The following is a 15159-nucleotide window of genomic DNA, read 5'->3' on the forward strand; positions in this document are numbered from 1 at the left end:
TCAGGCCGGGACGGCGACCGCCTCGCGCAGCAGGCGGCGGGCCAGCACCAGCCGGTCGGTGTCGTCGTCGAGACCGGGCAGGTCGCCCACCCGCAGGCCGGTGGAGCCGAGCAGGGCGCGCAGCGCCGGGGCACACTGCGCGGGCAGGGTGATGGTGCGGTCGGCCAACCGCAGCGCCACCCGGTCGGCGGCGGCGGTGAGCTGCCAGCGCAGCCCGTCCCGGGAGGCGATCCGGCTGTCGGCGGTGAGGTCGGCGAGCGCGGCGGCCTGGGCGAGCGGGCGGATCGGGGCCGGGCGGGCCGCCGACCAGACCCGGTCACGCAGCCGGGCGGCGACCGCGACCGGGTCGGCCCGGAGCAGCCAGTCGCGCAGCGCCTCCACCGTCTCGGTCAGCTCCGGCTCGATGGCGTCGGGGTCGGCGACGTCGGTGCCGAAGGGCAACCCGGCCCGCAGCCGGGGATCCTCGGCGGCCAGCGCCAGCAGCTCCTCGACCAGGGCGTACCGGGTCAGCGCGCGGATGCCGACGGTCAGGTGCAGCGAGCGGGACTCCTGCGCCTGGGCGCTGTGCAGCCAGCCACGCGGCAGGTAGAGAGCATCGCCGGGGTCGAGGACCACGTCGAGTGCGGGCGGCCCGTCGGCGGTGGCGGACACCTCGTCGGCCCGGCCACCCCAGGGCTGCTTCTCCAGCGGGTCGGCGAGCACCGGCGGGTGGATCCGCCAGTGCTTGCGACCGTCGACCTGGAGCACGAAGACGTCGTGGGTGTCGTAGTGGGTGGCGAAGCCCTGACTGCCAGGCGGGGTGAGGTAGGCGTTGACCTGCAACGGTTGCGTCAGCGCGGTGCCCAGGTCACGGGCGAAGTCGATCAGGGCGGGCCAGAGCCGGTGCAGCCCCTGGAGCACCAGGGTCGCGCCGCCGGCGTACAGCTCCAGGATGCGCTCGTCGCGGACCTGGTCGCCGATCTCCGCGCCCGCCCCGCCGCCGCCGGTGAACCGGGCCGTCGGCACCAGCTGGCCGTCCTTCGCCACCCGCAGGAACGGGGTACGCAGACCACGCCGGCTGAGCAGTTCGTCGGCGTCGTCGGGGCTCAGTAGGTCGACGAAGCCGTCGGCGTTGGGCAGCTCGGCGGCCCGCGACAGCAGCGGCGCGCGGCCCCAGTGGGCGGCGGCGAACTTGGCCGGCTCGACGCTGACGCAACGGGCCAGCGCCCGGGTCGGGGCCGACGGGACCGCCGGGCGGCGGTGGCCGCCCGGCGGGTCGATGGTCGTCACGGTGTCGGTCAGCGGGCGCTGCCGTCGGCGCCACCGTCGTGCTGACCCGGGGTCGCGCCGCCGTCGGCCGGACCCTCGGCACCGCCGTCGGCGCCACCGTCGTGCTGACCGGGCGTGGCCCCGCCGTCGGCCGGACCCTCCGCACCGCCGTCAGCGCCACCGTCGTGCTGACCGGGCGTGGCCCCGCCGTCGGCCGGACCCTCCGCACCGCCGTCGGCACCACCGTCGTGCTGCCCCGGGGTCGCGCCACCGTCGGCCGGTCCCTCGAGGCCGCCGCCGCTGGTGGTCTGGATGTCGTCGTCGTTCAGTGCCATGGGTGCTCCCTCGGGTGTGCCGCCCCGCCGCGGGGCGGGGTCTGTCAGGCGGGTGGTACCCCCCATACGATCTTCTCTAACCACACCGTATCCGGCCCGCCCGAGGTGCGGGAACGGATCGTCGGGTCTGAGGCCGGGAGGTCCCGCCCGCCCGGGTCAGGGAATCAGTTGTTGCAGGTCCCGGGGCATGCCGGACTTCACGTCCTGCCACTCGCCCTGGGTGACGTGCCGACGCAGGGTGTCCAGCACCACCTGCGCCACCCGTTCCGGGCCGCCCTCGACGTCGTACGGGAAGCCCTGCCGGATCTCGTAGAGGAAGTCGTCCCGGTTCAACTTGACCGGCACGTTCTCCGGCTGCCAACCGTCGAAGTAGATCCCCCGGACCAGCACCGGCAACTGGGCGGCGAACTCCGCGCACTCCTGCACGGTCATCCGGTCACGCAGCAGGTGCAGCACCGTGCGCAACGCCGCGTACGACTGGTTACGTCGCGCCCGGGGCCAGCCGTACGCCTGCTCGATGTCCTTGAGGATCAGGTTGGTCTTGTCCACGGAAGACTCGAATGCCGACATCAGTTGCTCCGCCATCAGGTCACCCCCCGGCCTTCGGATCGCCGGTCCATCGCCGGTCCTCGGCGCGTCGGGGCGGCCCCGACGGGCCCCGCTCCTGTCGGGCCGGACTGCCTGTCCGGCCGGTCCGCTCCGGTCGACGGGTGTCCCCACCCGTACCGACGACGTGCAGCACCGCGCCCCGTCGTGGATCCGCCACCACCCGTACCGCCATCTCGGTCACCTCCGTGCCCGATGTGTCCCGGCCGCGTGCACGGCCAGACTGTGTCCCGGCCGGATGACCCGGCCGGCACCACCCATGCTGCGCGTCGTCAGGATGAGCCGCCCTCACCCTGACGGGGTGAGACATGGCCGGCCCTTGAGAGGTGACCGTCCGACCTGACCGGACCGTGCGACCTGACCTGACCTGACCGGACCGGAACGGCCCGGCCACGATCCACCCACTTGGGAAGAAGTGGCGGCGACGATCGGCCACCGCTCAGGCGGCCCGCCGCTCCCGGTTCTGCTTGCAGCTCACGCAGGCGGTGGCCGCCGGGAAGATCTCCAGCCGTTCCACCGGGATCGGCGCCGTGCAGCGCTCGCAGAAACCGTAGCTGCCCTCGTCCAACCGGGTCAGGGCGTGCTCGAACTGGGCCCGGCGGTCGAGGATGGTGCGCAGCAGGGACTGGGCGGTGTCGCGCTCGGCGGTCTTGGTGCCGCTGTCGGCCTGGTCGTCGCCGGCGGTGTCGCCGACCTCCACCAGCCGCAGCACCTGGCTCTGCGCGACGGCCTGCTCGTACTCCGCGGACAGCTCGGCGTAGCGGGCCCGCAGGGCAGTCCGGATCTGGTCGGCCTCCGCCGCGGTGCGGTCGGTGCCGACGGTGTCGTGGACGAGCATCGCTGCCTGCCTTTCCTGGGCCTGGCGCGCGGGTGGGCATGCCCCGGACGCGGACGGCACGGCGAGATCATCCGTGCCCTGTGAGCCGGGCGAGTACCCACAGTTGCGGCCCGGCAAACCGCCGGATTCTCCGGCCTCGACGCCGACCGGACGGCCGGGCTCAGCCGTCGGTGTCGTCCCGCTGCACCAGTGCCGGGTGGCGCGGGTCGTCGACCCGGACCACCACGTCGGCGAAGGACGCCGGGACGACCTCGTCCGCGTACCGGGCGAAGGCCGGCAGGGTCCACCGGTGGGCCGGATCGGTGCGTCGGGCCAGCGCCGCCGGTGAGAGGGCCAGGTGCACGGTGAGGTCGAAGGGCAGCCCGCCACCGAGCAGCAACGCCCCGCTGACCAACAACACCGTGCCCGGCGACAGCTCCTGGTAGGCCGCCCGGCTGGCCCGGTCCGCCCCGGCGTCCCAGAGCGAGGGGAGCACCCGCCCGGTGCCGCCGGGGCCGGCCGGGTCGAGCGCCTCCCGGCGCAGGCCGGCCTCGTCCGTCCAGCCCTCGTAGTAGGCGTCGGGGTTGGTCCGGCCGAATTCGTAGCGCACGGAGGCGGGCCGGAGGAAGTCCCCGGCGCGCAGGTGCAGCGCCGGGCGACCGCGGGCGCGCAGCGGGTCGATCAGCGCGTCGGCGAGCCGGTCGGGGGCGGCGGCGGGTGGGCCGTCGACGGCGACCCGCAGGTGGGCGGGCGGAGCGGACCCGTCGGGGGTGGGAACGGACCCGACCGCGAGGAGCCGTTCGGTCAGCTCGGCGACGAGCCGGTCGGGCGAGATCGGGCGGACGCGCATCCGACCATGGTGCCCCGCGGGCCGGCAGCCGACCCGGGCGGCCTGCTCGACGGGCGGTCGAACGCGCCTTCGGGCGAGGGTTTCAGCCGGTGCGGTCCACAGTGACCCGGGCGTCGTCGGCGAGCCGGTAGCCCACCCCGTAGACCGTGGTCACCAGCGGGACGTCGACGCCGACCTTGCCACGCAGCCGACGTACGTGCACGTCGACCGTGCGCACCCCGGCGTGCTCGTAGCCCCACACCGCGTTGAGTAGTTGCAGCCGGGTGAACACCCGCCGGGGGTGGGCCACCAGGTGCAGCAGCAGGTCGAACTCCAGCCGGGTCAGCGGCAGCGGCTCGCCGTCGCGCAGCACCGAACGGGAGGAGGCCAGGATGTGCAGCATCGGGATGGTGGCCGCGAGGGTGCGGCCCGGGGACCGCCCGGCCGGGGGCTGGTCGGCTCGCCGTTCGGCGGGGACACCTGTGGTGGCGACGGTGCCCTCCCCACGTTCCAGCATCTCCCGGGCCGCCTCCAACAGCCGGCGGGCCGGCGGGGTGAGCGACTCCTCGCTGGCCAGCGGGATGGACAGGGTCACGGTGAGCACGGGGGCGGCGGTGGCGGTGGCGGGGCGGCGCTGGCCGCCGGGGGGTCGACCGGGGACCGAGGGTTGGGACGTATGCCATCCGGCGCGCGACGATGCGGGGCTGACCGACATGGTCCTCCTTGGGCTGGTCCGGGTATCTCCCACGGCCCGGGACGCCGCTGCATCGATGCTTCCCGGCCCCTGGACGAGGGTCAAGGGGCGACCGCGTTGCATGAATGTGACAATTGACGAACAGTTCGCAGCCGATCCCTCGCTCTGCGTACGAGCCAGATGATTACAGCAGAAGCGCCGCACCGCCCCGGTACGGGGGTGCCCGCCCGTCGCACCACGGCCGACACGACGCGACGCACCCGGTCGGACGAGCCGGGTGCGTCGCGCGATGGTGCCGTGGTCAACGGAAGCGGTCGACCCGCACCCTCGCCTCGTCGGCGAGCCGGTAGCCCACCCCGTACACGGTGGTCACCAGGGGGGCCTCCGCGCCGAGCTTGGCGCGCAGCCGGCGGACGTGCACGTCCACCGTGCGGACGACGGCATGTTCGTACCCCCAGACGCTGGCGAGCAGTTGGAGCCGGGTGAAGACCCGGTGCGGATGCTCGGCGAGGAAGAGCAGCAGGTCGAACTCGATGCGGGTGAGCGGGATCTCCCGGTCACCCTGGCGCACCACCCGGGTGCCGACGAGGATCCGCAGGGTCTCCGGATGGTCCGTGGCCGGTGTCGGCTCCCCGCCGGTCGGCGTCGGGCGCGGGGTCGGCAACGACGACAACAGGCGCGGCGCGGTCGGCTCGCTCAGCCGGACCACCCCCTCCCCCGTCTCGGCCAGTTCGCCGAGCAGGTCGACCAGGCGGGCCAGCCTGGGCGTCAGCGGCCCGGCGGTCAGGTCGAGGGTGATGGTCAGCGACGGCGTGGACCGGGGCCGGCCCGGCGCCACCCGGTCGGGGCGGCCCGGCGGATGCGGACGCGCGGTGAGGGCGACGAGGGACATGGGAGCCTCCTGTGTGGCGGTGCGTCCGCCACGCCCGGTGGGGCGCGACGGTCAGTGCGGCGTCCGGCCGGCGGTCACCGGCGGCGCGAGGGACGGGGAACGGTGCGACGGCGTCGGACCCAGGGTCGGCAGGCCGGCGATCCGCCAGGCGACGAAGCCGCCCACCACGTCGGTGGCCCGGTGCAGGCCGAGGTCCTGCAACGCGGCGGCGGCCAGCGACGAGGTGTAGCCCTCCTGGCAGATCACCAGCACCGGCAGGTCGTACCCGACCGCCTGGGGCAGCCGGGCCGGGCAGCGCGGGTCGAGCCGCCACTCCAGCACGTTGCGTTCGATCACCAGAGCGCCCGGTACGGTGCCGTGGGCGGCACGCTGGGCGGCCGGCCGGATGTCGACGATCAACGCCCCGCCCCGGTGGGCCAGGTGCGCCTGCTCGGGGTCGAGCCGACGCAGTCGGGTGCGGGCCTCGGCGAGGATCTCGTCGATGCCGCGCGAGCCCGGTGGTGGGGCCGGACAGCTCTCGGTACGGGTGGGGTGCTGCGGCATCGTCGCGGTCCTTCCATGGGCGAGCCGACGGGCGAGGAAACGGGAACGGCCGGTGTCACCAGGAGACACCGGCCAGGGCCACCTCGGCGACCTCGAGCCGGCCGTCGACGAGGTGGTAACGGGTCATGTGGCGCAGTGCGGGTCGGTAGACGTGCACGCTGACCGCCGGTTGGTCCCCCCGGTTGGTCACCTCGTGCACGTGTCGAGGGCCGAACCGGCGACTCGCCCCGGCGGTGAGGCGGTGTGGGCGTAGCCGCCCACCGGAGACCGTCCGCTCGATCAGCTCCCCGGCGACGACCAGGAAGGCACCTGAGGAGCCGCCGTGGTCGTGCAGGTCGGTGCCCTGGCCGGGCAGCCAGCTCAACGCCCAGACCTCGTACTCGCCGGTCGAGGCGAGCCGGGCGTACCAACGCTCGGTGGGGTCGAAGCGCAGTGGCACCGCCCAGGTGGCCGGATCGGCGTACCGGCCGGCGACGGCGAGCAGGTCGGTGGCGAGGATGCTGGTCATGGCTACTCCCGTGTGATGCGTCCGAAGACACTCTAGACGGTAAAGCCTATAGGTTTAGTAGGTAATACCGGATACTGGGACGCGGAGTGCGCCAGCGCCGTGCCACGCGATCCCTCCACCGGCGTGATGTCCCTGCCCTCTTCGGTCGGTGCCACCCCGCCCGTGCCCGGACCTCTAGGCTGGACCGGTGACCGAGGAGTTCGACGCCGAGACACTGGCCTTCGCCCACCGGATGTTCGACCTGGCCCGGACGGGTGAGGCAGCGGAACTCAGCGGCCACGTCGACGCCGGGTTGCCGGTGAACATGACCAACGACAAGGGCGACACGCTGCTCATCCTGGCCGCGTACCACACCCACCCGGAGACCGTCGCGGCGCTGCTGGCCCGGGGCGCGGACCACACGCGGGTCAACGACCGGGGGCAGACCGCGCTCGCCGCGGCGGTGTTCCGACGCCACGCCGAGACGGTACGGGCGCTGCTCGACGCCGGAGCCGACCCGGACCACGGCACCCCGTCGGCGGTGGAGACGGCCCGCTTCTTCGACCTGCCGGAGATGCTCACCCTGCTCGCCACCCGCTGACCCGCCACTCCGGGACCCCTCACCGAGCAGCCGGCGAGGGCCGGTCAGGCCGACCCGGACGCGTCCCTCGTCGTCGGTCTGACCGCCTCGATCAGGAAGCGTCGGGAATGGGCGACGAACACGCCCTCGGCCCGGATCCGGGTGTGCAGCCGTTCGAGCTGTGGGCGGTACCGGTCCACGTCGAAGTCCGGCACGGTCCAGACCACCTTGCGCAGGAACCAGACCACCGCGCCGATGTCGTGGAACACCGCCCGCAGGGTGGCCCGTTCCAGGCGTACCACGTCGAGGCCGGCGGCCCGGGCGGCGGCGACCGCCTGGGCGGTGTGCCGGGTGGCCGGCGGCGGCAGCAGCCCCAGTACCGCCTCGCTCAGCTCCCGCATGGTGCCCGCGCCGATCTGCTGGGACAGGTAGCACCCACCGGGCCGCAGTACCCGGGCGACCTCCGCCCACCCGGTGTCCACCGGATGCCGGCTGGTCACCAGGTCGAAGGCGGCGTCGCGGAACGGCAGGCGGGAGCCGGGGCCGACCTGGACCACCCGGCCACCCACCCGGCGCAGCGTCCGCCGGGCGACCCCGACGTTCGGGGGCCACGCCTCGGTGGCGACCAGCAGCGCAGGCGGCTGCGGCACCTCGGCGAGCACCTCGCCGCCGCCGGTGTCGATGTCCAACGCCGCGCCGGCCGTCGCCATCCGGTCGGCCACCTGGCGGGCGTATCCCCACGGCGGACGTTCCTCGGTCGCCCGCCCGTCCAGCCAGCCGAAACCCCAGCCGTCCACGGGAGCGGCAGTCGCCTCGGCGATCAACTCGGCAGCACTGCGTTCGGCCATCCGCCCACCCTGCGGCAGCGGCCCGCGACCGGCAACCCGATAACCCGCGCGCGACGATCCACCCCGGATCGCCGCAGAGCGGCTCCCCTCGGCGGGTGAAACGCTCTGCGGGCCCACGGGCGGCTCCCCGAGGGTGACGACGAGGGGTCGGACAAAGACCCAGGGGTTCGGGCGGAGGCTCAGGGGGTGGGGCGGAGGATCTCCACCGTGGAACCGGCCGGCACGCCGTCGAGGGTGTCGAAGCCGACGGGCTCCCGCCGGCCGGACTCGAACTGGCGCATCAGCCGGGCGCCCAGCCCGACGCCGACCCCACCGACCGCCAGGGCGACCAACTCGGTCGCCAGCAGCATCCCGGTTGCGCCGCGCTGCGGGGCGTCCGCCCGGATCAGGCAGGCCAGCAGGAAGAGCGCCGCCATGCCCGCGTTGACCATGTTGAAGGTGACCATGGTGCGGCGGTGCGGGCCCGGCCGTACGTCCCAGAGGTCGATCATGCCGGCCACTGCGGCGAGCCCGGCGGCCACCAGTGCGGCGATCGCCGTCCAGTAGCCGACCTCACCGAGGAAGGCCGGGCCGCCCGCCACGTCGGCCAGATCGAAGACGGTGGCGCTGACGAAGAGTCCGAACGGGAACGTCACAAGCATCGGTTGGATGGGATGCCCCTGCACCCTCAGGCGGCTCTCCATCGGTTCCTCCCCAGGCTCGGCTCAGCTCACCGGTCCAGGGTGCTACCCGGGGGCCGGTGCGACGAAACGATCGGGCCGGGATTCGCGGGGCCGGGGAGAAACGACACCGAAAGGTGAGGGCCGTCCGGCCGGTCAGGATTCGCGGGGACGGGAGACGGTGGTGACCAACCGTTCCGCCACCTCCCGCAACGGGATGTCCAGTGAGGACGCGGCGCTGCGCAGCACGTCGAGGGCCTCCGGCGCCGGACATCCCCGCTGCGTCATGATCACTCCGACGGCCTGACCGACCACGTTCTCGCCGAGCAGCGCACCATCGCGCTCACCGGCCAGCTCGGCCCGCCTGGCCCGGTCCCGGACGGCAGCCAGCAGCAGCCCGGCGTGCTCGGCGAGGAGCATCGCGGTGAGCTGGTGCCGGGTGCCGAGCGTTCCGGCCCGGTCGGCGTACAGGTTGATCGAGCCGACCGCCTGCTCGTCGACGTCCACCGGGGCCGAGATCACCCCTCGTACGCCGAGCCCACGGGCCCGGTCGGTCCAGGCCGACCAACGTTCCTCGGTGGTGAGATCCGCCGCGATGATCATCTCGCGCCGGCTGATCGCGCTCATCGCGGGCGATTCGGCCCCGTGCCCCAGGTCGTCCAGCTCGGCCAGCCGGGGGTCGGAGGCGGCCACCCCGGCGGGCTCCCCGGCCCGCAGTGCGGTGAAACCGCACCAGACCACCCCCGGTACGGCATCCCCGGTGACCCGGACCAGCTCGGTCAGTGCCTCGTCGAAGTCGTCGACCGCGATCAGCGCAGCGGTCAACTCCCGCAACAGGGCGGCCGTCTCCAGTACCCCGAGCGTGTCGATCGTCAGCTCCCGCATGCCCAGTCTCACCGCACCACAGGCTCCGTAGCGCACCTGCTGCCCGTCACCGGCGTCGTCGCCTGTGTCATCGTCGTGATCTCTCCCCGAATCGTGAGCCCCGGGCTATTACCCTCGCAAAACCGCATCCAAACCGCGTAAAGGAACCCCTCCGGGCCCGGACCGACCCGGAGGGGTTCCGGTGACGCTCAGCGGGCTGCGGCGAGCCGGCGGCCGACCGAGGCGATCAGCCGGTCCAGCTCCGAGCCGAACGGGTTGTCGTGCACCAGGTACGTCCAGGTGGCACTGGGCCGGACCAGCTTGGCGGCGTCCGGCTCCCAGTCCTCGTCGAACTCGGTCTCCTCGAAGGTGGCCAGGGTGCGCGTCTCGATCTCCGGGATGAGGTTGGTGAACGCCGGCACCGCTGCCCGGTGGAACTCGTCCAGCGGGTCGAGCCGGCCCAGCGCCCGCAGGTGTACGCCCTCGCGCACCTCGGAGAGCTCGGCCAGGTGCTCCGCCCAGAGCCGGTCGGTGTGGTAGAGCGCGATCGACCGGGCCACCCGGGCGAGCAGGTCCTCGTCCATCTCACCGGCCTTGTCCGGCATCCGGTCGAGCAGCATCAGCGCGGCCACGTCGGAGGTCAGCAGCCGCTCCCGGCGCTCGGCCAGGGCGATCCGCTGCTGCTCGATCACCACGCTGTAACGCCAGGTGTTGCGGTGGATCTCGTGGTTGACGCCCTCGGCGACCCGCTGGGCGTGCTCCACCGCGTAGTCGACCTGCTCGTCGGTGACCAGGCCGTCGGCGTTCATCCGGGGCGAGGCCGGGATGGTGTCGCCGGCGTGCCGGACGACGAGGTCGTCCTCCAGGCTGACGAAGAAGACCGAGCCGCCCGGGTCACCCTGCCGGCCGGCCCGGCCGCGCAGCTGGTCGTCGACCCGGCGGCTGTCGTGCCGGCCGCTGCCGATGACGTAGAGCCCGCCCAGTTCGGCCACCCGCTCCTGGTCGACCTGCCCGCTGCCGCCGAGCCGGATGTCCACGCCCCGACCGGCCATCTGGGTGGAGACGGTCACCGCGCCGTACGCGCCGGCCTCGGCGATGATCGCCGCTTCCTCGTCGTCGTTCTTGGCGTTGAGCACCACGCACGGCACCCCGGCGGCGTGCAGGCCGGCGGCGAGCCCCTCGGACTCCTTCACGTCGAGCGTGCCGACAAGCACCGGGCGGCCCGCCTCGTGGCAGCGCCGGATCTCGTCGACCAGCGCCTCCTCCTTCTCGGCCCGGGTCGCGTAGATCCGGTCCGGCTCGTCCTCCCGGACGCAGGGGGTGTTCGGCGGGATCACCGCCACCTCGAGGTCGAAGAACTCCCGGAGCTGGTCACCGACCAGCACCGCGGTCGCCGTCATGCCGCACAGCTTGGGATAGAGGCCGATGTACGCCTGCACGGCGATGGTGCCCAGCACCTCACCCTCGGCGGTGGCGTCCAGGCCCTCCTTGGCCTCCACGGCGGCCTGGAGACCGTCCGGCCAGCGACGGCGCTGGGCCACCCGGCCGCGCATCTCGTCGATCAGCTCCACCGAGCCGTCCCGCACGATGTAGTCGACGTCGCGGTGCAGCAGGGAGTGCGCGTGCAGCGCCACGTTGACCGCGGAGAGCTGCCCGACGTGCTCGGTGTCGTACAGGTCGATGTCGCCCAGCTTGGCCTCGACGGCGGCCAGGCCCTCGGTGGTGAAGGCGACGCTGCGGCCGTCCTCGGCGACCGTGTAGTGCTTCCCCTTGCGCAGGCCACGCACCAGCGCGGCGGCGGCGTGCACCGGATCCTGCTCGCCGGTGACGGAACCGGCAAGCACCATCGGCACCCGGGCCTCGTCGATCAGGATCGAGTCGGCCTCGTCGACCACGGCGGTGGCCAGCGGCGGCTGCACCCGGTCGGCGAGGTCGGTGACGAGCTGGTCGCGGAGGAAGTCGAAGCCGGCCTCGCTGACCGAGACGTAGGTGACGTCGCAGCCGTACGCCGTCCGGCGCTCGGCCGGTGTGGACGCCTCGTTGACCCAGCCCACGGTCAGCCCGAGCAGCCGGTAGACAGGCGTCATCCACTCGGCGTCCCGGCGGGCCAGGTAGTCGTTGACGGTGAGCACGTGCACCGGGCCGTTGCCCAGCCGGACGTGCCCGTAGGCGGCGATGGTGGCGGTCAGCGTCTTGCCCTCACCGGTGGCCATCTCGGCGACCTTGCCCGACAGCAGCGCCATCGCGCCGAGCAGCTGCACGTCGTACGGCCGCTGGTCGAGGCCGCGTCGGGCGGCCTCGCGGCCGACGGCGCAGATCTCGGCGTACTCCGTGGCGGCACCGGCGGCCTCGGTCAGCGCGGCGTCGTCCAGCGCCGACAGCTCGTCCTCGCGCGCGGCGATCCGCGGTAGCAGCTTCTCCAGCGGAGCCAGGTCGACCGTCGTCCCCGGGCGCTGGAGGAACCGCCGGAACCTGCTCTTCAACCGTTGCGACACACCCATGAGCCGCAACGGTACGCGAACCAACCCGAAAAAAGCTGCCCGGTCCGCGCGTGGCGATCCCGGTGTCCTGTTCCCGGCCCATCCGGGCAGGTCAACGGGGGGTGCCGGCGACACACCGGAAGCTGGCAGGCAGGCGGCCGACCAGGGCCCAGCCTGACGGTCGTCGATGACCAACGAGGCCGACCCCGGCAGGGGCCGCCCCTGGGCGCGACCTTCCGAACAACGGCACGGAGCCGGAGGGGCGAAGCCGTCCCTCCCCCACGGCGACGGTACGCAGGGCCCCGCCCCATGATCGGGTTGCCGAAAGGGAGACGACACGCCGGGGAGAGTGCGCCAGATCGCAACATGATCTTGAGGCTCCGTAGCCGCGTCAACCCCACATACGCGGGAAGTGGGCGGACATCTTGACGCCGCCTTCTGGGCGGGGAGCGCTACGGCTCAACGTCCCGCACTTCCGTCACCGGGCCGCACCGGCCGACCCCCGCCGACTCGCGAAGTCGACGAAGCCCCGCCACGCCGCCGGGGCGAACGCGAGCACCCCGCCGTCCCGGTCCTTGGTGTCCCGCACCAGGACGACGCCGGGAAGGTTGCCCGCGACCTCGACACAGTTGCCACCGTTGCCGCCGCTCTTCGTGCTCTTGTGCCACCGCGCGCCGGTCAGGTCCATGATGCAGCCGCTTCTCTCAGGAGGTCGAGGGTCCGTCCACGAGGGAGCGCCTCACCGCGGATGGTTCCCACCGTCGCTCAAGGTTAACAAGGTCGGACGCCTCCCCTTCCCAGCAGTGATCAAGAGGTTTACGTCAGAAGAATCGTCCACGCTGACGTAAACCTCTTGATCACCGAGGCCGGCGCGGGGCACCGAGGCCGGCGCGGGGCACCGAGGCCGGCGCGGGGCACCGATGTGGGGGGTGGGGCGAAAGTCAGCAGGTGAGGATCACCTGGAGTTCCTGGCAACGGCGGTCGGCGAGGTCGGTGAGCAGGGTGGGGGCCTCCTCGAACGGGACCACCGCGGAGATCAGGTGCTTGCGGATCAGGTCGCCGTACTGCCGGAGCAGGTCGATCGTCTCGGCGGAGAGACGTTCCCGGTCCCAGGTGGGGGCGAGGCCGCGGGGCACCCGGCCGATCTGGGCGCAGCGCAGCGCCAGGCCGTTGTGGTGGAATTCCTCGCCGAGCCGGACGGCGTCCGCCCCGCCCTGGTAGAAGGCCAGGTCGATCACGGTGCCCTGCGGACGGAGCAGGCGCAGCGCCAGGTGCAGCGCCCAGTCCTGGCCCCGGCACTGGAACACCACGTCGGCGCCCCGGTCGCCGGCGCTGTGGTTCCACCGGGTCTTGAGCACCACGGCGGGGTCGTCGGCCTCGGGGTCGAGGGTCTCCAGACCGAGGGCCTCGGCGACCTGCCGGCGCTGCGGGGTCGGGTCGACCACCACCACCGAGGCGGCACCGTGTCGCCTGGCGAACAGCGCGGTGAGCAGGGCGACCACGCCACCGCCGACCACCGCCACCCGCCGGCCGCGTACCCCGTCGCCGAGCGTGCGCACGTCGGTGCCGCACAGGTCGGCGGCGGCGTGCAGCAGGCCGTTGGCGCAGATCGGACCCATGTGCGCCACATAGACGCCGAGCATCGGATCGAGGTCGTCGGGCAGCGGCACGAACCGTTCGGCAAGCGGGTCGGCGACGTACCCGGTGCGGTGGCCGTACGTCATCGCGCCGACGGTGCCGACGGCGATCGCCGGGGTGCGGCTCTCCACCACCTCGCCGACCTGCATGTAGCCGAGCCGGGTCACCGGGTACGGGGTGCTGGCCGCCCCGGGTCGGAACAGGCCGAGGCCGGCGTCGAAGGTGACGTTGAGGTAGGGGTTGGTGCCCTTGACGAAGCTCAGCTCCGTGCCGGCGGAGACCCCGCTGTAGCGGGTCCGTACCCGGATCGTGCCGTCGCGCAGCTCACCGGCGTCCTGCTCGGCCACCTCGACCCGCCCCGGGCCGCTGACCACCACCACCGTGTCACGCATCGACGGCCACCCCCGCCGACGCACCGGGGACGCCGCCGACCACCGGCGCGAGCGCGGCCGGGCCGGTGGGCAGCGTGACGGCACGGCCGGTACGGGCGCTCTGCGCGACCGCGACCGCCAGCCGCTGGGTACGCAGCGCCTCCGCGTACGGCACCCGGATGTCGTCGCCGACCCCGGTGACCGCGTCGACGAAGGCCCGGTCGACGGCGACCCGGGCACCGTCCGGGTCGGCCGGCAGGTGGCGTTCCCCGTCGGCGTCGCGGACCGTCAGGCCGTCCTCGCCCAGCGACAGGGCGAGCCCGTCGGCGAGGATCTCCACGCCGGCCCGGTGCTTCCAGCCCAGCACGCAGGCGGCGGAGAGGGTGCCCACCGCCCCGTCGGCGAAGCGCAGGGTGGCGGCGGTCACCGAGTCGATGTCGGCGCCGTCGACGGGCGGCGGGCTGCCGTCGCCGTACGCGGTCACCTCGACCGCCTCGCCGACCAGTGCGCGGATCAGGTCCAGCACGTGGGCGGCCTGCTCGACGACCGGGCCACCGGAGCGGTCCCGCACCGCCCACCACGCCACCGGTGGCACCTTGTCCAGCCAGGCTCCGTTGACCATCCGCACCGGACGGTCGGCGAGCAGCTGCCGGGCCTGCTCCACCACGTACAGGTACCGCCAGTGGTGCCCGACGGCGGTGAGCAGCCCCCGGTCCTGCACCAGGGCGGCGATCCGCTCGGCGGTGTCCAGGTCGACCGCCACCGGCTTCTCCACGAACATCGGCACCCCGGCCGCGATCACCGCCTCCTCCACCGGCCCGTGCGCGAACGGGGGTACGCAGACGTAGACGGCGTCCGGGCCGGCGGCCAGCAGCTCGTCGACGTCGGTGAAGACCCGGGCGGAGTGCGCGGCGGCCAGCTCCGTCGCCGCGTCCCGGGCCACGTCGGTGACGCCGATCACTTCCACGTCGGTGAACCTCCCCAGCACGCGGGCGTGGCGTTGCGCCACCCCACCGGCCCCGACCAGGCCCACCCGGCAGGTACGCATTCCATCGGCCCTCTCGACGCTGTCACGACCATCGCCGACAGCACTCCCCCCGGCGGGAAGCCGCGAAACCCGGAGCCGGGCCGCAACACAGCGTTCACCTGCCCGGAACCGGCAGGTGGAGCCGGTGTGATCAAGCTGTTAGGGATAACCGGTTAGCGATTGAGCGGGGATGGGAAAACCACGTCCGGGTTTTCCGCCAGGATCTGGGGGGTTGTGCCAG

Annotated in this window: 17 protein-coding genes and 1 pseudogene; 1 reads left to right on the forward strand and 17 read right to left on the reverse strand. The window is 73.5% G+C overall.

The features are described from left to right. From AC0AIB_RS00790 to AC0AIB_RS00830, 9 genes are all read right to left on the reverse strand, one after another. Entirely contained in the window at window positions 1–1269 is a 1269-nt protein-coding gene (locus AC0AIB_RS00790) for a cupin domain-containing protein (RefSeq protein ID WP_328346265.1), read from the reverse strand. 8 nt (window positions 1270–1277) lie between these two features. Beyond that, window positions 1278–1583, reverse strand: coding sequence for a hypothetical protein (locus tag AC0AIB_RS00795; protein ID WP_091239370.1), 306 nt, complete (start codon window positions 1581–1583; stop codon window positions 1278–1280). A 156-nt stretch (window positions 1584–1739) separates the two neighbouring features. Continuing rightward, window positions 1740–2168, reverse strand: a complete 429-nt coding sequence (locus tag AC0AIB_RS00800) for a DUF2267 domain-containing protein (protein WP_328346260.1) — start codon at window positions 2166–2168, stop codon at window positions 1740–1742. 460 nt (window positions 2169–2628) lie between these two features. Then, entirely contained in the window at window positions 2629–3027 is a 399-nt protein-coding gene (locus tag AC0AIB_RS00805) for a TraR/DksA family transcriptional regulator (RefSeq protein ID WP_465095804.1), read from the reverse strand. A 160-nt stretch (window positions 3028–3187) separates the two neighbouring features. Then, complete coding sequence (locus AC0AIB_RS00810) at window positions 3188–3856, reverse strand: nucleoside/nucleotide kinase family protein (RefSeq protein ID WP_328346256.1); 669 nt, start codon at window positions 3854–3856, stop codon at window positions 3188–3190. An 82-nt stretch (window positions 3857–3938) separates the two neighbouring features. Then, the gene (locus AC0AIB_RS00815; RefSeq protein WP_328346254.1) at window positions 3939–4550 is read right to left on the reverse strand and encodes a winged helix-turn-helix domain-containing protein; all 612 of its coding nucleotides are present in this window, start codon (window positions 4548–4550) and stop codon (window positions 3939–3941) included. Window positions 4551–4830: 280 nt separating this feature from the next. Next, entirely contained in the window at window positions 4831–5421 is a 591-nt protein-coding gene (locus AC0AIB_RS00820; protein WP_328346252.1) for a winged helix-turn-helix domain-containing protein, read from the reverse strand. A 51-nt stretch (window positions 5422–5472) separates the two neighbouring features. Beyond that, entirely contained in the window at window positions 5473–5964 is a 492-nt protein-coding gene (locus tag AC0AIB_RS00825; RefSeq protein ID WP_328346251.1) for a rhodanese-like domain-containing protein, read from the reverse strand. Window positions 5965–6019: 55 nt separating this feature from the next. Next, window positions 6020–6472 carry a cysteine dioxygenase gene (locus AC0AIB_RS00830; protein WP_328346249.1) on the reverse strand — a complete coding sequence of 151 codons (453 nt, stop codon included), beginning with the start codon at window positions 6470–6472 and terminating at the stop codon, window positions 6020–6022. Window positions 6473–6704: 232 nt separating this feature from the next. On the opposite strand from AC0AIB_RS00830, the gene AC0AIB_RS00835 reads away from it, so the two are divergent. Beyond that, entirely contained in the window at window positions 6705–7052 is a 348-nt protein-coding gene (locus AC0AIB_RS00835; protein ID WP_465095842.1) for an ankyrin repeat domain-containing protein, read from the forward strand. 44 nt (window positions 7053–7096) lie between these two features. Here AC0AIB_RS00835 and AC0AIB_RS00840 read toward each other — a convergent pair whose 3' ends face one another. The 8 genes and pseudogenes from AC0AIB_RS00840 to AC0AIB_RS00875 all read right to left on the reverse strand — a co-directional run bounded on the left by AC0AIB_RS00840 (window position 7097) and on the right by AC0AIB_RS00875 (window position 14939). Further along, on the reverse strand, window positions 7097–7879 hold the full coding sequence (locus AC0AIB_RS00840) for a class I SAM-dependent methyltransferase (protein ID WP_465095805.1): 783 nt from the start codon (window positions 7877–7879) through the stop codon (window positions 7097–7099). Window positions 7880–8058: 179 nt separating this feature from the next. Further along, complete coding sequence (locus tag AC0AIB_RS00845; protein ID WP_328346243.1) at window positions 8059–8562, reverse strand: DUF2231 domain-containing protein; 504 nt, start codon at window positions 8560–8562, stop codon at window positions 8059–8061. A gap of 132 nt (window positions 8563–8694) precedes the next feature. Further along, on the reverse strand, window positions 8695–9435 hold the full coding sequence (locus tag AC0AIB_RS00850) for a GAF and ANTAR domain-containing protein (protein ID WP_442930706.1): 741 nt from the start codon (window positions 9433–9435) through the stop codon (window positions 8695–8697). A 176-nt stretch (window positions 9436–9611) separates the two neighbouring features. Then, window positions 9612–11903, reverse strand: a complete 2292-nt coding sequence (gene secA2 / locus AC0AIB_RS00855; RefSeq protein WP_328346241.1) for an accessory Sec system translocase SecA2 — start codon at window positions 11901–11903, stop codon at window positions 9612–9614. A gap of 457 nt (window positions 11904–12360) precedes the next feature. Beyond that, complete coding sequence (locus tag AC0AIB_RS00860; protein ID WP_328346239.1) at window positions 12361–12570, reverse strand: DUF397 domain-containing protein; 210 nt, start codon at window positions 12568–12570, stop codon at window positions 12361–12363. Then, window positions 12561–12673, reverse strand: a pseudogene (locus AC0AIB_RS00865) (XRE family transcriptional regulator); the annotation flags it as partial. The pseudogene AC0AIB_RS00865 and the gene AC0AIB_RS00860, both read right to left, overlap by 10 nt. 150 nt (window positions 12674–12823) lie before the next feature. Continuing rightward, window positions 12824–13912: a zinc-dependent alcohol dehydrogenase gene (locus AC0AIB_RS00870; protein WP_465095806.1), complete on the reverse strand. Its 1089-nt coding sequence runs from the start codon at window positions 13910–13912 to the stop codon at window positions 12824–12826. Then, window positions 13905–14939 carry a Gfo/Idh/MocA family protein gene (locus AC0AIB_RS00875; protein WP_465095807.1) on the reverse strand — a complete coding sequence of 345 codons (1035 nt, stop codon included), beginning with the start codon at window positions 14937–14939 and terminating at the stop codon, window positions 13905–13907. The genes AC0AIB_RS00870 and AC0AIB_RS00875 overlap by 8 nt, the downstream gene beginning before the upstream one ends. Window positions 14940–15159: the final 220 nt, after the last annotated feature.

The sequence above is a fragment of the Micromonospora sp. DSM 43699 genome (assembly GCF_055517075.1).

Coding starts and splice junctions, on each gene's coding strand:
- AC0AIB_RS00795 (WP_091239370.1), bottom strand. CDS start 1,583: ATGGCACTGAACGACGACGACATCCAGACCACCAGCGGCGGCGGCCTC.
- AC0AIB_RS00800 (WP_328346260.1), bottom strand. CDS start 2,168: ATGGCGGAGCAACTGATGTCGGCATTCGAGTCTTCCGTGGACAAGACC.
- AC0AIB_RS00805 (WP_465095804.1), bottom strand. CDS start 3,027: ATGCTCGTCCACGACACCGTCGGCACCGACCGCACCGCGGCGGAGGCC.
- AC0AIB_RS00810 (WP_328346256.1), bottom strand. CDS start 3,856: ATGCGCGTCCGCCCGATCTCGCCCGACCGGCTCGTCGCCGAGCTGACC.
- AC0AIB_RS00815 (WP_328346254.1), bottom strand. CDS start 4,550: ATGTCGGTCAGCCCCGCATCGTCGCGCGCCGGATGGCATACGTCCCAA.
- AC0AIB_RS00820 (WP_328346252.1), bottom strand. CDS start 5,421: ATGTCCCTCGTCGCCCTCACCGCGCGTCCGCATCCGCCGGGCCGCCCC.
- AC0AIB_RS00825 (WP_328346251.1), bottom strand. CDS start 5,964: ATGCCGCAGCACCCCACCCGTACCGAGAGCTGTCCGGCCCCACCACCG.
- AC0AIB_RS00830 (WP_328346249.1), bottom strand. CDS start 6,472: ATGACCAGCATCCTCGCCACCGACCTGCTCGCCGTCGCCGGCCGGTAC.
- AC0AIB_RS00835 (WP_465095842.1), top strand. CDS start 6,705: ATGTTCGACCTGGCCCGGACGGGTGAGGCAGCGGAACTCAGCGGCCAC.
- AC0AIB_RS00840 (WP_465095805.1), bottom strand. CDS start 7,879: ATGGCCGAACGCAGTGCTGCCGAGTTGATCGCCGAGGCGACTGCCGCT.
- AC0AIB_RS00845 (WP_328346243.1), bottom strand. CDS start 8,562: ATGGAGAGCCGCCTGAGGGTGCAGGGGCATCCCATCCAACCGATGCTT.
- secA2 (WP_328346241.1), bottom strand. CDS start 11,903: ATGGGTGTGTCGCAACGGTTGAAGAGCAGGTTCCGGCGGTTCCTCCAG.
- AC0AIB_RS00860 (WP_328346239.1), bottom strand. CDS start 12,570: ATGGACCTGACCGGCGCGCGGTGGCACAAGAGCACGAAGAGCGGCGGC.
- AC0AIB_RS00870 (WP_465095806.1), bottom strand. CDS start 13,912: ATGCGTGACACGGTGGTGGTGGTCAGCGGCCCGGGGCGGGTCGAGGTG.
- AC0AIB_RS00875 (WP_465095807.1), bottom strand. CDS start 14,939: ATGCGTACCTGCCGGGTGGGCCTGGTCGGGGCCGGTGGGGTGGCGCAA.